15 protein-coding genes are annotated in these 17699 nt (G+C 71.2%); 5 read left to right on the top strand and 10 right to left on the bottom strand.

Annotated features, from left to right (window positions below):
- Positions 1-28 precede the first annotated feature (28 nt).
- Positions 29-1117, bottom strand: coding sequence for a tRNA 2-thiouridine(34) synthase MnmA (mnmA, locus tag EV372_RS14980; protein WP_174547162.1), 1089 nt, complete (start codon positions 1115-1117; stop codon positions 29-31).
- A 188-nt stretch (positions 1118-1305) separates the two neighbouring features.
- Here mnmA and EV372_RS14975 point away from each other — a divergent pair, with 188 nt between their 5' ends.
- Positions 1306-2472 carry a DUF695 domain-containing protein gene (locus EV372_RS14975; RefSeq protein WP_130396479.1) on the top strand — a complete coding sequence of 389 codons (1167 nt, stop codon included), beginning with the start codon at positions 1306-1308 and terminating at the stop codon, positions 2470-2472.
- Between the two features lie 277 nt (positions 2473-2749).
- Positions 2750-3601 (top strand): hypothetical protein, encoded by an 852-nt coding sequence (locus tag EV372_RS14970; protein WP_130396478.1) that lies wholly within the window; start codon positions 2750-2752, stop codon positions 3599-3601.
- 64 nt (positions 3602-3665) lie between these two features.
- On the opposite strand, the gene EV372_RS14965 is transcribed toward EV372_RS14970, so the two are convergent.
- The 5 genes from EV372_RS14965 to EV372_RS14945 form a co-directional block, all read right to left on the bottom strand.
- Complete coding sequence (locus tag EV372_RS14965) at positions 3666-4673, bottom strand: STM4015 family protein (RefSeq protein ID WP_130396477.1); 1008 nt, start codon at positions 4671-4673, stop codon at positions 3666-3668.
- 214 nt (positions 4674-4887) lie between these two features.
- Positions 4888-5511, bottom strand: a complete 624-nt coding sequence (locus tag EV372_RS14960; protein ID WP_130396476.1) for a DUF5956 family protein — start codon at positions 5509-5511, stop codon at positions 4888-4890.
- A gap of 262 nt (positions 5512-5773) precedes the next feature.
- Complete coding sequence (locus EV372_RS14955) at positions 5774-6001, bottom strand: hypothetical protein (protein WP_013151209.1); 228 nt, start codon at positions 5999-6001, stop codon at positions 5774-5776.
- A 159-nt stretch (positions 6002-6160) separates the two neighbouring features.
- Positions 6161-7171, bottom strand: coding sequence for an STM4015 family protein (locus EV372_RS14950; protein WP_130396475.1), 1011 nt, complete (start codon positions 7169-7171; stop codon positions 6161-6163).
- 325 nt (positions 7172-7496) lie between these two features.
- Complete coding sequence (locus EV372_RS14945; RefSeq protein WP_486483980.1) at positions 7497-8345, bottom strand: ion transporter; 849 nt, start codon at positions 8343-8345, stop codon at positions 7497-7499.
- A 617-nt stretch (positions 8346-8962) separates the two neighbouring features.
- On the opposite strand from EV372_RS14945, the gene EV372_RS14940 reads away from it, so the two are divergent.
- Positions 8963-9514: a thymidine kinase gene (locus EV372_RS14940; protein ID WP_013151206.1), complete on the top strand. Its 552-nt coding sequence runs from the start codon at positions 8963-8965 to the stop codon at positions 9512-9514.
- Between the two features lie 78 nt (positions 9515-9592).
- Here the strand turns inward: EV372_RS14940 and EV372_RS14935 are convergent, their stop codons facing one another.
- Genes EV372_RS14935 through EV372_RS14920 form a run of 4 tightly spaced genes read right to left on the bottom strand, consistent with a single transcriptional unit; the run spans position 9593 to position 14587 of the window.
- A complete protein-coding gene (locus tag EV372_RS14935) occupies positions 9593-10363 on the bottom strand; it encodes a hypothetical protein (protein ID WP_130396473.1) in 771 nt (256 codons plus the stop codon).
- Complete coding sequence (locus EV372_RS14930) at positions 10356-11534, bottom strand: bifunctional lysozyme/C40 family peptidase (protein WP_130396472.1); 1179 nt, start codon at positions 11532-11534, stop codon at positions 10356-10358. Before EV372_RS14930 ends, EV372_RS14935 begins: the two co-directional genes overlap by 8 nt.
- 4 nt (positions 11535-11538) lie before the next feature.
- Complete coding sequence (locus EV372_RS14925) at positions 11539-12216, bottom strand: hypothetical protein (RefSeq protein WP_130396471.1); 678 nt, start codon at positions 12214-12216, stop codon at positions 11539-11541.
- 19 nt (positions 12217-12235) lie between these two features.
- Positions 12236-14587, bottom strand: coding sequence for a type IV secretion system protein (locus tag EV372_RS14920; protein WP_130396470.1), 2352 nt, complete (start codon positions 14585-14587; stop codon positions 12236-12238).
- Positions 14588-15243: 656 nt separating this feature from the next.
- On the opposite strand from EV372_RS14920, the gene EV372_RS29075 reads away from it, so the two are divergent.
- Positions 15244-15411, top strand: a complete 168-nt coding sequence (locus EV372_RS29075) for a hypothetical protein (RefSeq protein WP_156095245.1) — start codon at positions 15244-15246, stop codon at positions 15409-15411.
- A gap of 227 nt (positions 15412-15638) precedes the next feature.
- Positions 15639-17636, top strand: a complete 1998-nt coding sequence (locus EV372_RS14915; RefSeq protein ID WP_130396469.1) for a serine/threonine-protein kinase — start codon at positions 15639-15641, stop codon at positions 17634-17636.
- Positions 17637-17699: the final 63 nt, after the last annotated feature.

Here is a 17699-nt window from a genome sequence, read left to right as displayed (position 1 = left end):
CCCGCCCGGAGCGCGGCACCGGCCTCCCTCAGACCGCGGCCCCGGTTCTGGAGGTGGCGGAGATCGTGGCCGACCCCAGCACCGTGTCGCCCTGGTAGACCACCACGGCCTGCCCGGTGGCCACGCCGGTCGCGGGTTCGGCCAGCCGGACGACCAGCTCGGGTCCGCCGTCGCCCTCGCGCTGCCACACGCTCGCCGGGTAGACCTCGCCGTGGGCGCGCAGCTGCACGTGGCAGTCGGTCGGCTCGGTCAGGGGCTCGCTGCCGCTCCACACCGGGCGCACGCCGGTGATGGCGTCCACCCGCAGGGACGCCCGCGGCCCCACCGTGACGGAGTTGTCGACCGGCTCGATGGAGAGCACGTACCGCGGGTGGGCGGCGCCGCCCAGGCCCAGGCCCTTGCGCTGGCCCACGGTGAAGGTGTGCGAGCCGTTGTGCGTGCCCACCACCGTGCCGTCCTCGTCCCGGATCGGCCCCGGCCGCTCGCCGATGCGCCGGTTGAGGAAGCCCGCCGTGTCGCCGTCGGCGATGAAGCAGATGTCGTGGCTGTCGGGCTTGTCCGCCACCGACAGGCCGCGCCGCTCGGCCTCCGCGCGCACCTCGTCCTTGGTGCAGTCCCCCAGCGGGAACACCGCGCGCTCCAGCTGCTCGGCGTTGAGCACGCCCAGCACGTAGGACTGGTCCTTGGCCGCGTCCACGCTGCGCACCAGGCGCCCGTCGACCTTGCGGACGTGGTGTCCGGTGGCCACGGCGTCGAAGCCCAGGGCGACGGCCCGGTCCAGCACCGCCTCGAACTTGATCTTCTCGTTGCAGCGCAGGCAGGGGTTGGGGGTGTTGCCCGCCTCGTACTCGGCCACGAAGTCCTGCACGACCTCGCGGTCGAACTCCTCCGACATGTCCCACACGTAGAAGGGGATGCCGATGACGTCGGCGGCCCGCCGCGCGTCGTGGGAGTCCTCCACGGTGCAGCAGCCGCGAGCGCCCGTGCGGTAGGACTGCGGGTTCTTGGAGAGCGCCAGGTGGACACCGGTGACGTCGTGGCCCGCCTCGGCCACACGGGCCGCGGCGACCGCGGAGTCGACCCCGCCCGACATGGCGGCGAGTACACGCAAAGTCATAGTGGGTCCAGGGTATGCGCTAGCGGCGGGGACGGAACCCCCGCCTGGGGGACGGGGACCTCCGACCGGGGGTCAACGGCGGCGCCCGGCGGGGGAACCAGGCCGCGGCCACGGTCGGGCGAACCGTCCGCCGGGCGGCTCCGGACGCGACGGCGAGTGTGGTCGTCCGCTTCTGCGAAAATCGGGGCATGGCTCTGTTCCGTCGTCGCCGCTCCGCCGACTCCACCTCCTCAGTCACCGCCTTCTGGGACGCCTGGCCCGCCGAACGCGAGGCCCTGGCGAGCGCGGTCGAGTCGGACCAGCCCGTGCCCGCCGAGGTGTCCGAGCGCGTCACCGCGCTGGTCCGCTCCATCCACCCGGACATGGAGTGGGAGGTGGGCCGCGCCCCGAAGCCGAGCGGCGGCCTGGAGGACCTCGACCTGTCGACCGACGTCGACCCGGGCAAGCTCCTGGAGCAGCTGGCCGCCCTGGACGACCCCTCCCGGCTGACCGACGGCCCCGCCTACGCCCTGACACTGCGCCCCGGCGGCTCGGAGGAGGCGCGCATCCTGTCCGAGCGCTGGGCGCGCTCGGCTCCCGAGGACTCCCGGTGGCTGTTCCGGCCGGTGCGGCCCGCCGACCACGACCAGCTGTCCTCCACCGTCAACCTGGACGACCACGAGCTCGACCTGTCGCACGTGTCGGTGTCCATGCGGGTCGACCACGCGACCGGCAAGGTCGAGGTGGGCGTGTACCACCCCGACAACATGTTCCTGCCCGAGAGCACGCGCGCCGCCGTGGCCGAGCACGTCACCCTGCTGGCGCTGGGCGAGGACGACCGGGTGCGGTGGATCGGTGAGACGGCGCCGCTCGACGAGCCGCCGCTGGACCCGCTGCCGCCCACGTCGATGCCCGCCGTGGTGCGGCAGATGGCGGACATGCTCGGCGGGTCGGGCGGTTGGGCGACGCTGCACGGGCGCGTCCCCCTCCAGGGCGCGGTGGAGATCCTGCTCCGCCACCCGCTGACCCGCCGCGACTTCCCGGCGTTCACCCTGTTCGTGCAGGTGATCGTGCCGTACACGCACACGGACGAGGACAAGCTGCCCACCGGCGCCTCCGCCTCGGCGCTGGACGACCTGGAGGCCCGGATCTCGGGTGTGCTGGGGGACAACGGCGCGCTGTTCATGCGCCAGACCGTGGGCGGCAGGCGCGACTACCGCTACTACCTGGACCCGGACTCGGGCGTGCTGCCCGAGTTCGAGGCCGTGCTGACGGACTGGTCCGAGGGGGAGGTCAAGCTGCGCAGCCAGCTCGACCCGTCCTGGGCGCAGTTCAACGCCGCGCGCAGGCCGTTCCGCCGCCAGCTGGGCGAGTAGGGCGCGGCGGCGGGGGAAGCGGCCGGGACGGCCGTTCACCGCCGCGAGGGGAACGGATCACCGGTTCTTGGTCCGCCGCCGTCTCTGGAGGCGTCAGGGTCAACCCGAAATCCCACCTTGCACATCTGGCCCCCAAGTCACAACAGGCGTAACGTGTCATTTCCGCCAGGAGGATGATGCGGCCTTGGACGGTGTGCGGTCACGAGCACCATCGGGTCGGCCTCGGGTCGCCGCGGTCGGCGCGACCCTCGCACTGTGCCTGGTGGGGGCTCCGCTGATGTCCCTGTTCCCCGTGGGGGTCTGGGACACCGCCCGCGCCCTGACGATGAGCGGCGCGGGCCAGGGGGCGCTGCTGCTCGCGCCGGTGGTCGCCGGGGTCGTCCTGCTCATGTTCTGGCTGGCGTCCCAGTGGCTGGACAGGTCCGGCGTGCACCACCCCTTCGCGTCGGCCGCGCTCCTGACGGCCACCGCCATGGTCACGCCCGTGGTCGTCGCGTTCCTGGCCCCGGAGGTCATGCCGCTGCCCTGGGGGACGGCCGCCAACACCGCCTTCCTGACCGGGACCGTCGCGACGCTGGGCATGGGCGCGTCGATGCTGGTGGACCGGCCCTCCGACCGCTGGCGGCCGGGGGTTCTGCCCGCCGTGGCGGTGATCGCCGCCCTGCTCGTGGCGCTGCCCGCCGTGGGGGACGCGGTGCTCGCGCGGGCGGCCGACGAGCGTTCGCGCGCGCAGATCATGTCCTTCGAGCGGACCATCGCGGTGCTGGACCACCCGGGCTGGACGCTGGCCCAGGTGCACGAGGTGGAGGACGGTCTGCGCCTGACCTACCGCGACGGGAACGGGGCGCCGTTGCACGTGCTGACGTGGGACGGCGCGCGTTCGGCCGACGCCGGGTTGGACGCGGGCTGCGGTTTCCCCGGCACGTGGTGCCGGGACCTGGGGGAGGCGGTGGCCGTGCACCACGCCGACGGCCACCCGAGTGAGCTGCGCACGCACCTCGACGACGGCACGGTGGCGATCCTGATCCCGGAGCCGGGCACGCCCGCCGACCTGCTCGGGGTGTCCCGGGCGCTGCGCCCCGAGGAGCCCGGTGAGCGCCGCGACCTCGTGGAGTCCGTCACCGCGTGAGGCGGCGTGGTCCCGCCCCCGTCCCGCCCGGTCCGGCCGGTCGGTCGGCCCCTGGGAGTCCCGGTTACTCCGCCGCCGCGGTGTAGTACTCCATTTCGCCGTCTCCGTAGTCCTCGGGCTCCCGCGGGTCGGACAGGTCGACCTCGACCCCGCTCCCGGCGAACGCGGCGCCCACGCGCTCCACCGCCTCCTGGTCCAGGTAGTGGTGGTGCAGATCCAGCCTGCGCAGACCGGCGAAGGCGTCGGCCCGTTCGACGAGCGCCCGGGCTCCCCGGTCGGTGAGGATGCCCAACGACAGGTCCAGGACCTCCAGGCGACCGACCACGGGCGCGTCGGCCAGCACCGGGATCCACGCGTCCACGTCCTCGGCGTTGCGCACGCCCAGGTACCGCAGACCGGGGAACGCCCCGCCCGAGAGCACGGGCTCCAGGTCCCGGGGCGAGACGTCGCGGCCGTAGTCCTCCACACCCAGCCACAGCTCCAGGTGCTCCAGCGCGGGCAGCCCGGAGGACGCCACCTCGCGCACGACCCGGCCCGGCAGGCCGCCGCTCTCCAGGGTGAGGGAGCGCAGGCCGGTGTGGGAGGGCACGTGCAGGCTGAGGCCGCCCCCGCCCCGAATGCCGTCGGCGCCCCGCGTGGCCAGCCGCTCCAGGCGGGGGAAGGCGGCCAGCAGCGGCGCCATGTCCCCCTGGTTGATCCAGGAGAGCTCGCACTCGTCGGCGGTGATGTCGCCGACGAAGACCGAGCGCAGGTTCGGCAGCGCGTCGGCGTGCTCGGCCAGCAGCTCCACGGCCTCCTCGGGACCGCACTGGTCGGGGCTGACCCAGTCACCGAGGACCAGCGCCGTCACGCGCTCGGTGTCCACCTCGGACATGAAGAGGGAGAAGTACCGGTCGTAGTCGTCCTCCGGACGCCTGCCGTCGCTTCCGCTGGTCCGCAGCCGCCAGGCCACGGGCGCGGGGTCGCGCGGATCGCCTCCGCGCCTTCGGACCTGTTCGAGCCGCTCCTCCCGCGTGCCCTCGGCGGGGAACTCGACCACGGGCAGGCCCGCGAACTCGGTGAGATCGGCCATGGGGGCTCTCTTTCCGGGGAGGTGGAGGTGGTCCCCCATGCCTAGCAGCCCCCGGGGACAGCCTGGCACGCCCGGAGCCGCCACCTGGGGCGGCTTCCGCTCACCCCGCCCGCGCCGCCCCTCGCGCCGCCGCACCGTGCGGGTACCGCCCGACCTCTCGCACCCCGCCGTCCCGTGTTCCGCTCCGCCGCGCGGGGCCGCCCCCGAACACCCCTCAGCAGCCGCCGGGCGAGTCGGTGAGCGCGGACCGGTCGGCGTCCCCGTACAGGCGCCGGGCCAGGTTCCTCATGGACCGGCGCATCCCCGGCGGGTCCTGCTCGTTCGAGCCCACCGACGCCAGGTGGGAGGAGAACGAACCGAAGAGGTGGTCGCCGTCGCGGATCCCCTCGGGCAGCTCGGCGAACCAGCGGTACCCGCACGGCTGGCGCGGGGCCCCGGCCTCCGTCAGGAAGTCGTCGATGCCACGGTCGGCGTCCGCCCGGTCGGTGCGTGTCCTCTCCTCCCACCGCTGGACGCGCCTGCCGCGGCTCTCGCAGGTCACGTGCACCGGGGAGGGCGGGCGCCGCTCCGGGCACCGGACGGCGTGCTCGGGGCCGACCGCCCAGGCGACCAGGGCGTGCCAGCCGGATTCGGGGACCTCGGCGAACCTCCTCCCGCGGAGTCCGGGGTGTTCGCCGGTGTCCGCCTCGTGCGGGGGCAGGGGCAGGACGGGGTACTCCGACCAGGTGCGTCCGCTCAGGTCCTTGCGGCGCCCGCCCACGTGGAAGTAGGCCATCTCCGCCCTGGTCTCCTTCCGCCTCCCGGAGGTCCGGCGGTCGTCGTGCGGCCCGTCGCTCATGGACAACAGCCTTCCCAGGGGTTTCGAGGGGTTCGTCCCGCCCGTTCCTATCGTGCGGCGGGGACACCGAGCCAGGGCAGGACAGCCGTACGGTGTGGCCGGGAGCGGCCAAGCACCCACCACCGCCTCGCCGCGCACAGAGCCCGGGGCCCTGGAACCCAGGAAGGCGCCCCCGGTCGGAACCGGGGGCGCCTTTCAGCACCAGGGTCAGGAAAGGGGCGGAGTCAACCGCCTCGGCTGCCGGAGCCGCTTTCGCGGTGCCTCAGCCGTTCTCCTTCTTGATGCGCTCGACGAGCATCTTCTTGCCCTGCTCGCCGGCCTTCTGGTTGTTCTCCTGGATCCGGCGGAACCACTGGGCGAGTTCGTCGTCGCCCTGTTTCTCGGCGTCCTTGATGTAGCCCTCCAGGCGCCAGACGTTCTCCAGCGACTGGTGGACGGCCCAGACCAGGTTGTAGTTCTTGTCCTTGAGCGGGCTCTCGGGCTCAGCCATGACAACCTCCTCGGTGTCGTGTCTTTCCGCTGCCGGGATCCCACTGCCCAACCCGCCCTCCGGGTACACACGGCGACGGGCGATGACGCACGGCCCCCGCTGCCTCCACCGGGCCGGTTCCTCCCCGGTCGGGCCGTCCCCTCCGGGCGCGCGGCCCGGTCACTCGGAGGCCGCGGTGTAGTAGTAGGGCTCCTCGTCCTCGTCGTCCTCCCAGTCCTCCCCGTCCCTCCCGACGTCGAGGTCGAGCTCGACCCCGGTTCCGGCGAACGCGGCCCGCACCCGCTCCACCATCCCCTCGCTGAGGAAGTGGTGGTGCAGGTCGAGCTTGCGCAGTCCGAAGAAGGCCTCGGCCCGGTCGACGAGTTCCCGGGCGCCCTGGTCCGTCAGGACGCCCAGGGACAGGTCGAGCACCTCCAGGCGCTTGACGACGGGTGCCCCGGCCAGCACCGGAACCCACGCGGTCCAGTGTTCGGCGTTGCGCACGCCCAGGTACCTCAGCCGGGGGAACGCCTCACCCGAGAGCACCGGCGCCAGGTCCTGCGGGGAGGTGCTGCCGCCGTACTCCTCCATCCCCAGCCACAGCTCCAGGTGCTCCAGCGCGGGCAGCCCCGAGGACGCCACCTCGCGCACGACCCTGCCCGGCAGGCCCCCGCTCTCCAGGGTGAGGGAGCGCAGCGCCTCGTGCGAGGGGACGTGCAGCCCGAGCTGCCCCTCCATGCCGTCGGCGCCCCTCACGGTCAGCTCCTCCAACCGGGGGAAGGCCGCCACGAGCGGCGCCAGGTCGGGTTGGGAGATCCAGGACAGCTCGCACTCGTCGAAGGTGATGTCACCGAAGAAGACCGAGCGCAGGTTCGGCAGCGCGTCGGCGTGCTCGACCAGCAGGTCCGCGGCCTGGTACAGACCCCCGTCGGAGGCGTAACCCCATTCACCGATGACGAGTGCCGTCAACTGCTCGGTGTCCACCTCGGACAGGAACCGGGCCAGGTAGTCGGCGCCCTTGTCCTCGGGGATCCGGCGCAGGTGCTCGCTGGTCCGCAGCCGCCAGGCCCTGGAGGCGGGGTCGCGCGGGTCGCCGCCCCGTTCCCGGATACGTTCGAGCCGCTCCTCCCACGTGCCGCTGGCGGGGAACTCGACCACGGGCAGACCCGCGAACTCGGTGAGGTCGGACATGAGGACTCTCTTCTCGGACTTCAGGGGGGTGGAGTACTGCCCCCCATGCCTAACAGTTCGGGATGACAGACGGGGGTCCGGCAGCCTCGCGGAGCGTGGAGGCCCGGGGGCCGCCGAGTCGGGGAAACCGCTGTACCCGGAGGGCAGGGCCGGAGGAACGCTCGTTCCCCGCCTCCGGGCGGACCACCCGCCCCGACGCCGTTCGCGGCCGGAAGCTGCGAGCGCCCACGCCCTCCCCCCGCCCTCTTCGCCGTCTCTGGTCCGCGGGGCGTGACACGGGCCCGCGGACACCCGGCAGCCCTCCTCCGGGCCCGCGGGTGTTCGGCTACAGGGATGAGGGCGGCGGCTGCGCCGCGTCCCCGTTCCCGCGCCGGACGGACTCGGCCGGTTCACCGGGCTGGACCGTCCGGACGGCCTGGGCTGTCTGGGTCGCCCGATCCGCCTGGACGTTCCCCGGAAGGCCGTCGGTGCCGGGATCCGCGTCCCGCTCGCGCAGCATGCGGTCCAGGCGCTCGACCTGCTGCCCGAGTTCCACCAGGCGGGCCATGACCGCCTCGTGCTGGACCTCCTCCAACTGCTGGTCCTCGGCCCAGCGGACCTCGCTGATCTCCTGCTCCAGGGACGTGACGATCACCGCGATGACCAGGTTCAGCATGATGAACGCCGTCAGCACGATGTAGCACACGAAGAAGACCCAGGCCGTCGGATGCTCCGCCAGCACCGCGTCCGAGACGTCCGGCCAGCCCTCCGTCGTCATCAGCAGGAACATCGTGTACAGCGACGTGCCGAGGTTGCCGAAGAACACCGGCACGGCCTCGCCGAACAGCTGGTGGGCGATGATCGCCGAGGTGTAGATGACCACCAGGAGCAGGCCGATCACCGTTCCCACCCCCGGCATGGCCTTGAACAGCGCGGTGATGATCTGCCGCATCTGCGGGACGGCGGTGATCACCCGCAGGATCCGCAGCACCCGCAGGATGCGGAGCACGGCGAACGGACCGGTGGCCGGGATCACCGAGACCAGCACCACCAGGAAGTCGAACCAGTTCCAGGCGCTCCGGAAGAACCGCCCCCGCCAGGCGTGGATCTTGAGGATCATCTCGACGACGAACACGCCGACGACGACGTACTCGATGACCACAAGATACGGAAGGGCGGAACCCCCATAAGTCATCCAACCCAAAATCACGGCATTGGCCAGAATCACCGCGAGCATGATGTTGGAGAACCACTGACTCTCCACAAGCCTGGTGACCTGAGCACGCCGCAATGCCACTTCCCCCTCGTCAATTCCACTTCCGAGCTATTCGGACATGGAGCACCAAATATATCGAAGCGGACTCAACTCCTGCGCGGCGCTCCTGTCTTTGGCCAGGTGTGTACAGCTTCACGCTCACACCGGCAGGCGCCGCCTCACCCCGTGCCCACACTTCACAGAAGGCGCACCCTCACGGTTCCGACGGCCGCCCAGAGGGCACCGGAACGGAAAATGGCAGGTGCCGCGTCCCACACCCCGACTTCCGGTCCAATCAATGTCCGAAGGCGGTGAGACCGAAAACACCGCGTCCGGCGGGGCCCTCCCGCCCGGGCGGGAGGGCCCTCCCCGACAAGGAGGACGAGAGGGGCCGCGAGGAGGAGGAAGCGGCGAACGGGGGTGTACAGGGAGGCGGGCGGTGGTTCGGGAGGTCCCGCACGTCACTGGTATGTTCACTGCTGGCCACGGCAGGAAGCCCGACACGGTGACGAGCCCGAGCCGTCGACAGCGCCAGCGCCCGCGACACAGGAAGAGACATGGCGGAGCTGAAGTACTTCACAGGTTCGATGAACTCGGGCAAGAGCACGATGGCCCTCCAGGAGCACCACTCACGCGGCGGCGAGGGAGTGCTGTACACGAAGCAGGACCGCGCCGGAGCGGGCATCATCTCGTCCCGGCTGGGCCTGGAGTCCCCCGCCGTGGAGGTGGGCGACGACCTGGACCTGTACGACGACATCGCCGACCGCAAGGCCCCCTACGTCATCTGCGACGAGGCCCAGTTCCTGTCCTACAAGCAGGTGGGACAGCTCGCGGGCGTGGTGGACGGGATGCGGATCGACGTGTACTGCTATGGGATCCTCACCGACTTCCAGGGGCAGCTGTTCCCCGGCTCGAAGCGCCTGGTGGAACTCGCCGACAAGATCGAGGTCCTGCCGGTGTCCGCGCGCTGTTGGTGCGGCGGCCGCGCCACCCACAACGCGCGCGTGGTGGACGGGGTCATGATCTACGAGGGCGAGCAGGTGCACATCGGCGGCAACGAGTCGTACGCGACCCTGTGCCGCCACCACTTCATGGCCGGAGTCGCCTGACCGGTCCAGAACCGTGGATGCCCACGGCGGTCCAGGTGCCGTCGACGTGGGAAGGACGATGGGTTACGCCCTGCCGCCTCACTCCGGGATCCAGTACTCGAACCCGTGCCCAAGGAAGCTCGCGATCTTCCTCGCCTCGTTCACGAACTCGTTCTCCGATATCGTTCCGACCGAAGTATCCGCCTGCTCGTCGAAACGGATTCGGTACACAGCGCTCTTCGTCTGGATGAGAGCTATGTACACCGACTGCCCCTGTTCTCCGGTTCCGTAGACCGCATAGGACTTGTCTCCGAAACCAGCCTCTCCCTCGGATTCCACCTCGGCCAACTCTTCGGAGATTTCTGATCGCAACTCCTCGTACCTGGATGAAGCGATCTCCTCGACGTTCTCCCCTTCTTGGGCATCAATAACCGCCTCATAGGAGAACCTGAAATCCCAAGGGGCCGAATTCGAACTCGGGATAATCTTCCAGACGCACTCGTCACGGACTACTCTCTCCGCACCCTCGATCTCTGGGTTTCCACTGGTAGCGGTGTCAACGTAGTCCTCCCCACCGTCTTGGCGGGTGGTGTTGATGGAGGAAAGGTGATCCAGGTTTTCCTGGCAGACGTTCATCTCCTCTTCAGCCAAAGAGGACCTGGGCTCACCGATCTGCTCGGCCGGATTTCCTGCAGAGGTGTCGGGCTCCGTTCCGATACCGTCGGAAGTGAAGTTGAAGAAGAGGCTGGCCAGGCCCACGAGGACTCCGAAGATCCCGAAGGCAGCCAGGGTTCCGCACCCGAAAACCGCCGCGGCGGCCTTCCACCCGTGCAGCCCCTGCTTGCTGGACGGTGCCTTCTGGTCAACCACGACTGTCCTGCGCCTCCAACTGGGCCTGCACGTCCGGGTGCTCCAGCGGACGCGTGAAACCCATGATGTCCGCACGATTGGGGTCATCGTACTCGCGCACCGCGATCGGTCCGCAGTTGGTGCACCAGGCCTCGACCATCAGCCCGTCACCGATCACCATGCCCACGTGTCCCGGACCGGGCGGCTCCCCTGCCCGGCTCACATGGAAGAACACCAGGTCGCCAGGCTGCTCCTCCCCCTGGGAGACCTCGGGGCCGAAACCCCACTGGTCCTGGGAGATCCGCGGAATGGTGACGCCGATGCTCTCGTAGGCCTTCTGCATCAGACCGGAGCAGTCGAACCCGTTCGGGCCGACGCCGCCCCAGATGTAGGGCTTGCCGCGCTGGGCCAGGGCCCAGTCGACCACGGCCTGGGTCAGTTCGTCCGGGGCGCTCCCGATCGGGGCGCCCTGCGCGTCCAGCTGGCAGGCGACCGCGGTCTCGATGGAACCCGAGGTGTCGTACTCCCCCTCCGCGTACTGCCGCGCCCACTCCAGCACGTCGTCCACGTACCACCAGGCGTGGTTGTAGCCGTAGATGGCCTGCCGGACGTCCTCCTTCAGGCCGTGGGCGATGAGGTAGTCGGCCGCGGCCGGGATCGCGTCGGCGGGGTCGTAGACGCTGACGATCCCGTCGTCGTTCCCGTCGACGCCGTACCCCTGCTCGGGGCGCTCGTCCACCGGCTGCACGGGCTCGCCGCCCCAGCTGTTGCCCGCCGCGGAGCCGTCCAGGGAACCGAACTGCATCGGCCCGGCCGCACCCCAGTCGTTGTGCCCCTCGGTGATCCCCGGGCCCTCCCAGCGCCCGTGGTGGGACTCGACCTGGCCGACACCCGCGAGGATGTTCCACGGGATCCCGCGGTCCTCCCCGACCTCCATGTAGATCCGCAGGTAGTTCTCCGGAATGGAGTTCATGGCGTAGCCGCTCGCGTCCGGCTGCTCGGCGTCCGTGTCCGGCCCGCAGACCAGGCCGTTCGCCATCATGGAGCCGATCTGCTGGGTGGTGTTGGTGATCGCGGGGATCACCAGCATCGCGAACATGGTCATCAGGGCGGCCGTGACGGCGACGGCGGCGCCGAACCACAGGCCCGCCGCACCCCTGTCAGAGGGCCTGCGGGCGAAAAGGGAGATCACGGGGTCACTCCTCCCCTCCGAACTGCCCGGCGTCGGCGGGCTGGAAGTCGAAGACCCTCCAGGAGCCGCCGCTGCGCACGACGGTGACGGCGAACTCGCCGAGGTCCTCGTCGAACTCGGCGCTCCCCGTCTCGGTGATGGACTGCGCCGTCACGACGAAGGTGACCGAGTCGGCGCCGAAGGTCCGTACCGAGTCGACCCGGGCACGCCCCTCGGCGACCGCCTCGACCTCGGACATCTCGCTCCAGAAGGCGCCGACCCTGCTGGTCTCGGCCAGCACCCCGGCGAACTCGGGGGTGGCCAGCTCCTCCATCGAGGCGTAGTAGGACTCGGGGGACTGGGTGTAGTCGATGGTTCCGTAGGCCTCGGCGAAGGCCCGGGCCGCCGCGCCGGCCGCCTGGAGTTCCGCCTCCGTGAAGGGGAACCAGTCGAGGACGTCCACGTCCTCGGCGGCGGTGGTCGGGATCGGGCTCGGCTCGACGGTGGACAGCCCGTCCGGGCCGCCGGGTCCGCCCGGCGGCTCCTCCTGTGCGGTTTCGGGTCCCGGGGAGGCCGCGGAGGGATCGTCCTCCCCGGCGCCCCCGAAGCCTCCGAGGCTCAGGTAGAGCCCGAAGACGACCAGCACGACGATCAGTCCGATGAAGACAGCCCGCTGGGCGCGTTCGGGGAGAGGGTTGGGCATCGCTTCGGGCCTTTGTTCGTCAGTCGTCGTTCAACCAGAAGGGCACGTCCCGCTTGCGGTCCCTCGTCGTGGAAGAACCGCTCTCCCCCCAGAAGGGGGTGATGGGCGCGTTGTCCCCGCGCTGGCCGGAACCGGTCAGCCAACCGCCGTCGCCATCGCCCCGGCCCCGGCTCTCGCCGGAGGGCGCGGGACGGGCGGGACGCTGGGGGGCGGGGCGTTCGCGCCGCTCCCTCGGTGAGCCCCAGCGCGATGCGCGGGCGTTCGGGTTGCCCCGGGCCGGGGTGTCCGCGCGTCCGCCGAAGATGCCCTGGCCGGTACTGGGTTCGGGCCGCTCGGGCCTCGCGGCGCGTCCGCTCCCGGCCGCGGGGGCGCCCCCGCCGAACACCGAACCGCCGCCGCTGCTTCCACCGCCGTCCCGGCGCTCGGAGCCGCCACGGCCTTCCGAGCCGGTGCCGAACACGGAGGCCCAGCCGCTGTCGCCGGTGCCGGTGTAGCCGCCGCTGGGTCGGGGCGGGATGGCCCCGGAGGCCGCGCTACCGCCGGAGAGGCTCGGCGCCTGGTCACCGCTGCGCGCGGACCCGGCGGGCCGGGTGCCGCCACCGCCGCCGGACGGAGCGCTCCTGGTGACGTTGAGCGGCGGGGCCGCGTTGTCGCGGACCCTGCCGTACCCGGCGGTGCCGCGTGCCCGCGCTCCGTCCGCGCGGACCGGACCGCCGTCGGCCGGGACCTCGTCGCCGACCCCGGTGTCCACACCGCCGTTCGGGACCCCTCCCCCGCCCGCGGGGACCCCCGCGGCCGCTCCGGCGATCTGCGGCCCCCGGCGCAGCCCCCAGGCCTGCGCCTTGAGGTTGGCGACCGGCGGCAGCACGACAGCGCTCCGGCTGAGCGCCTGGCTCTGCGCGGCGTCACTGACGATGCGCGAGGTGAAGGTGTTCGCGTTGACCGAGGAGAACAGGTACGCGAAGGGCTTGCGGTAGACGAAGAGGGCCACGGTGAAGAGCGCCAGCAGGATCATCTGCAGGCCCCAGCCGAGGCTGGTGGACATGACCATGCCGTAGCACATGACCAGGAGCGAGATCAGGAGTACGACGAAGATCTGTTTGAGCAGGAAACCGATCATCAGCTCGACCCAGCGCAGCAGGACCATGCGTCCGTAGCCCGGGTGGATCCCGATGAGCAGGAACACGGGAGCGAGGAGGAAGAGCAGGAGGAAGGCGATCTTCAGCACGATGAGCGCCACGGATCCCGCGAGGATCAGCCCCCCGGCGAAGACCGAGGCGAAAAGCGCGAGCGTGGCCACTCCCAGACGGCTTCCCTGGTCATCGCCCGCGAAGAGAGGGTAGACGCTGGGAAACGACGACTCGACACTTGAAGCAATTTCCTCGTAGGACTGCTGCTTCTCTTCAACGAGGGTTGTAGCGTCGGCCTCGCCGTCCGCGACCTGCTGCTGCTCTATACGGTTGATTCCCTGGGCCGCGATCAGGTCCGTCGCGTGCTCCTGCGCAGCGATCTCTGCGATGTCTCCGTTGCCGAACTGTCCGGCAACCCAAGGCTGACACACAAGGCTGGACCACAACATGTCCGCGTTGCGCCTGACCTGGAAGTCGGCCTCGGACTCCCAGTCCGCCCGTTCCGGAGCCTCGGCCCCCGGTGGGCAGGTCCCCGATCCGCCTCCGTAGGGCACCTGCCCGATCGTGCTCGTCACCAGTTGACTGCCGGAGTTCACCAGGCCACTGGCCATACCCATGATCTGGGACGGGTTGACGAGGATCCACAGCCCCAGGGCCGTCGCCGCGACCATCCAGATGCTGGACTCGATCGTGAGCGTCATCCTCTTCCGGATGAGCCCGTACCAGCCCAGCCACAGGGCCCCGAGGATGACGACCGTGGGGATCAGCGGGCGCCAGATGCCCTCCCTCAGCGTGACGACCACGTTCTCGACGAGTTCGTTGAAGCTGGCGAGGAGGCCGTCGGATGTCGCGGCCTGGTACACCGTGATCGTCGACTGGTTGATGGTCTTGGACAGGTCCCAGGCCGTGTTGGCCAGGGTCGCCTGCGCGCCGTTGCTGATCCCGTCGACGCAGGACTCGGTGATCATGTGCCACTGCTGCCCGGCGGTGCCGTACTGGCCGTACATGCTGGCGTCGGGCGGCAGACCGTCCGTGGAGCCCTCGATGGAGGACTGCGACTGCGGTGGCACGAGCAGGCCGTCCGAACCGCTTCCCGCCGACTCCGGCAGCGGCGCGGGCTCGCCCGGGCACAGCGGGTTCGCCTGGGCCCCGCTGAGGGGCAGCACGACGAGACCGGTCAGCATGAGGAACGTCATCAGGAGGCGTCGCCATCCCCGCCGTCGGACGTGCTGATGCGTCATCTGCTGGCTCCTGCGTCGTGGTTCGGCCGAAGGCGATGTTCGCAGACACCGGGGCCCCGTCGACGCGCCCGTACACGCGTGCGCACCGCACGCGGCCGTGCACGACCGCAAGGCCCCCGCATGTCTCTACCCCATCCTCTATGGTGCGCCATCACCGGGTCGGGGAACCGGCGCAACGCGTCGGGTTTTCCCCTTCTCTCCCCCGATGCGGTCAGACCCTGGAGGACAAAGACGACCTCTGTCAACGTTTGTGCAGGTAGTGGGCGTGAATGGTCTTCCGAAACACCCAGAAACCACAAGGCCACAATTTCCTAGCCACCTCCGCACTATGAGGGGCGTCACACTCAGTTTCGCCATCAAAAGCGGACACCGTGACATCAATCGGACTGACGCCCGGTACCAGAACTGCCTTCGGTGGAACCCCGAGTCCGCATTGCCGCAGGACCGAAACCTGACCTAGGTCCACAACGGCGTCGCCCTGTTCCCTTCCGGATCAACAGCCCCTTCCCTCCCCGGCAGCCCCTCGCCCTCCCGCTCGCGCTCTCCCTGGCTGTCACGGCGTCGCCGCCGATCGCGGGCGTGGCGTGGACGACGGTCGAGGAGGAGGACCGACGGGCCCGGGCCGAGCTCATACGCGACGTCGCCGGCTTCCCCTGGTGATCGCCGACGGGGTCAGGGCCACGCTCATGACGGACCTGCCCAACGACTCGCAGGGTGCTTCGACCATGGAGTTCACCGACATCGACATGGCGCGGCTGTCGGAACACATCCGGGAGGCGGAGCCGGGAGAGGCCGAGGGGACCGCCTCGGCGGTCACGGAATGACATTCCACGAGCACGCGGAACAACGGGTCCTGTCCTCCGCGCCGTGCCGCGCGGATGACCGCTACCGGCCACCCTCCCGCAGGGGTGTGGGGAACTGTCCGCAATCGAGGGAGAATGGTTCAGGAAACATGGACGAGTGTCACAAAGTGCTGCTGTAGGGCTTTTCTCGGATAGATTGTCCTGCGCATCGTCACCCCTCTTCCGACCCCCTGAAGGGATGCGCGCCTATGTCCGCCTCCGGTCACTCCTCCGTCGGCCGCTACGAGCTGCGGGAGAGGCTCGGCGCCGGCGGGATGGGCACCGTGTGGCGCGCCTGGGACCCCTCCCTCCAGCGTGACGTGGCCATCAAGGAGGTCCTCCTCCCCCAGGGCATGGACCCCGAGGCCCGCGCCGAGGCGCACGCCCGCACGCTGCGCGAGGCCCAGGCCACCGCGCGGATCAGCAACACGGCGGTGGTGACGGTCCACGACGTCCTCGAACACGAGGACAGCCCGTGGATCGTGATGGAACTGCTCAGCGGCAAGTCCCTCCAGTACCAGCTGGACCACCACGGTCCGATGCCGGTGGAGCGGGTCGAGGAGGCCGCCAGGTCGCTGCTCGGCGGCCTGAAGGCGGTGCATGCGGGCGGGGTCACCCACCGCGACGTCAAGCCCGCCAACATCATGCTCACCGACGACGACCGGACCGTGCTGACCGACTTCGGGATCGCGAACGTCGACGGCGGCGCCGCCCTCACCCAGACCGGCGTGTACATCGGTTCGCCCGAGTACATGGCGCCGGAGCGGTTCGAGGGCAAGCGCGCGCTGCCCGCGTCGGACCTGTGGAGCCTGGGCGTCACCCTGTACGCGCTCCTGGAGGGCCGCTCGCCCTTCAAACGGGAGAGCATCACGGGGATCATCAGCGCGGTGCTGACCGCGCCGATGCCTCCGCGGCTGTCGTTGGACGACGCGGAGCACAGCCCCGCGAGCGCGCCGCTGCGGGCGCTGATCGCGGCGCTGCTGGCCCGGGACGCGTCGGCGCGGCCCAGCCCCGACGAGGCGCTGGCCCTCCTGGAGCGGGAGAAGCAGGCGCAGGGGGGCGACGGCGGCGTCGGCACCGGGGCGCAGGACTCCCCCGGCACCGGTGGCCAGCCCGTGCCCCTCACCGGCCCCCAGGACGCGGACGGCGGTTCGTGGAGGGCGCCCGGCACCGGAGCACAGAGCACGCCGGGCGGCGCCGTGCCCACCGGCCCTTCCGGGGGTTACCGACCGCCGTTCCCCGTCGCGGGTCCGGGAACCCCCGGTCAGGCGGGTCCGGGGCAGGGCGCTCCCGGCACCGGCCCCCACCCCCCGTGGCACGCGGCCCCGAGCGGCCCGCACGACCCGGCGTTCGCGGGCGGCACGAACAGCCCCGGCGCTCCTCAGGGCGGACCGGCGTTCCCGAGCGGGCCCCACACCCCCCACGGTCCCGGCGGCCCCCAGAGCGGCCCCAACGGCCCCGGATTCGCGAGCGGGCCCCACAACCCGGCGTTCCCCCCCGGCCCCCGCGGTCCCGGTTTCCCGGGCGGACAGACCGGTCCGAACCTCCCCGGCGGCACGGCGGCGCACGGCCCGGGCACGGGTCCCGGGGCCTACGCGCAGGCGCCGCACACCGCTGGCCACCAGCCCGCGCCGCAGCCGCCCCCCGGGGCGACCGGCCAGTTCTCCCTCCCCTTCCCCTCCGCGGGCACGCCGACGGGGCGGGGCCCGCTGCCCGGCCAGCCGGTCGGCGGCCCGGGGCACCCGGGGATGTTCCCCGGGCACGGCGGCCCGGCCACCGGCGCCCGGATGCCGTGGGAGCGCCCCCGGACGGGCATGCCCGCGACCGTGGTCACCGCGGCCGTGATGCTGGTGCTCAACGGGCTCTACCTGCTGGTCCTCGCGGTGCTGTTCACCGTGGAGTCCACCAGCGGGTCCCTGGAGGTGAACGGGGCCTCCATGGCCCAGCTCTACGTCTGGGGCCTGCTGTCGACGGTGGCGGCGCCCGCCCTGATGACCCGGTCGCGTCTGGTCTACGGGGGCGTCGTGCTCCTGCAGATGGTCGCGGCGGTGGTCCTGGTGCTCAACATGTTCACGGTGGTGGTCTACGCCCCCGAACAGCTGCCGGTCTACGTGCTCGTGCTGCTGCTGAACCTGGCGGTCGCGGGCCTGCTGCTGGTCCCGGCGAGGGCGCGGGCCTACTTCGGGTTCGGCGCGGACTTTCGCTGACCCCGTCCCGGGCGCCCCTCCGCGGGGACCCGGGGCCGGGCGCACCGGTCTTCACGGCACGGT

This window comes from Nocardiopsis sp. CNZ308 (assembly GCF_004217075.1).
This window is presented reverse-complemented; position numbering and strand designations above follow the sequence as displayed.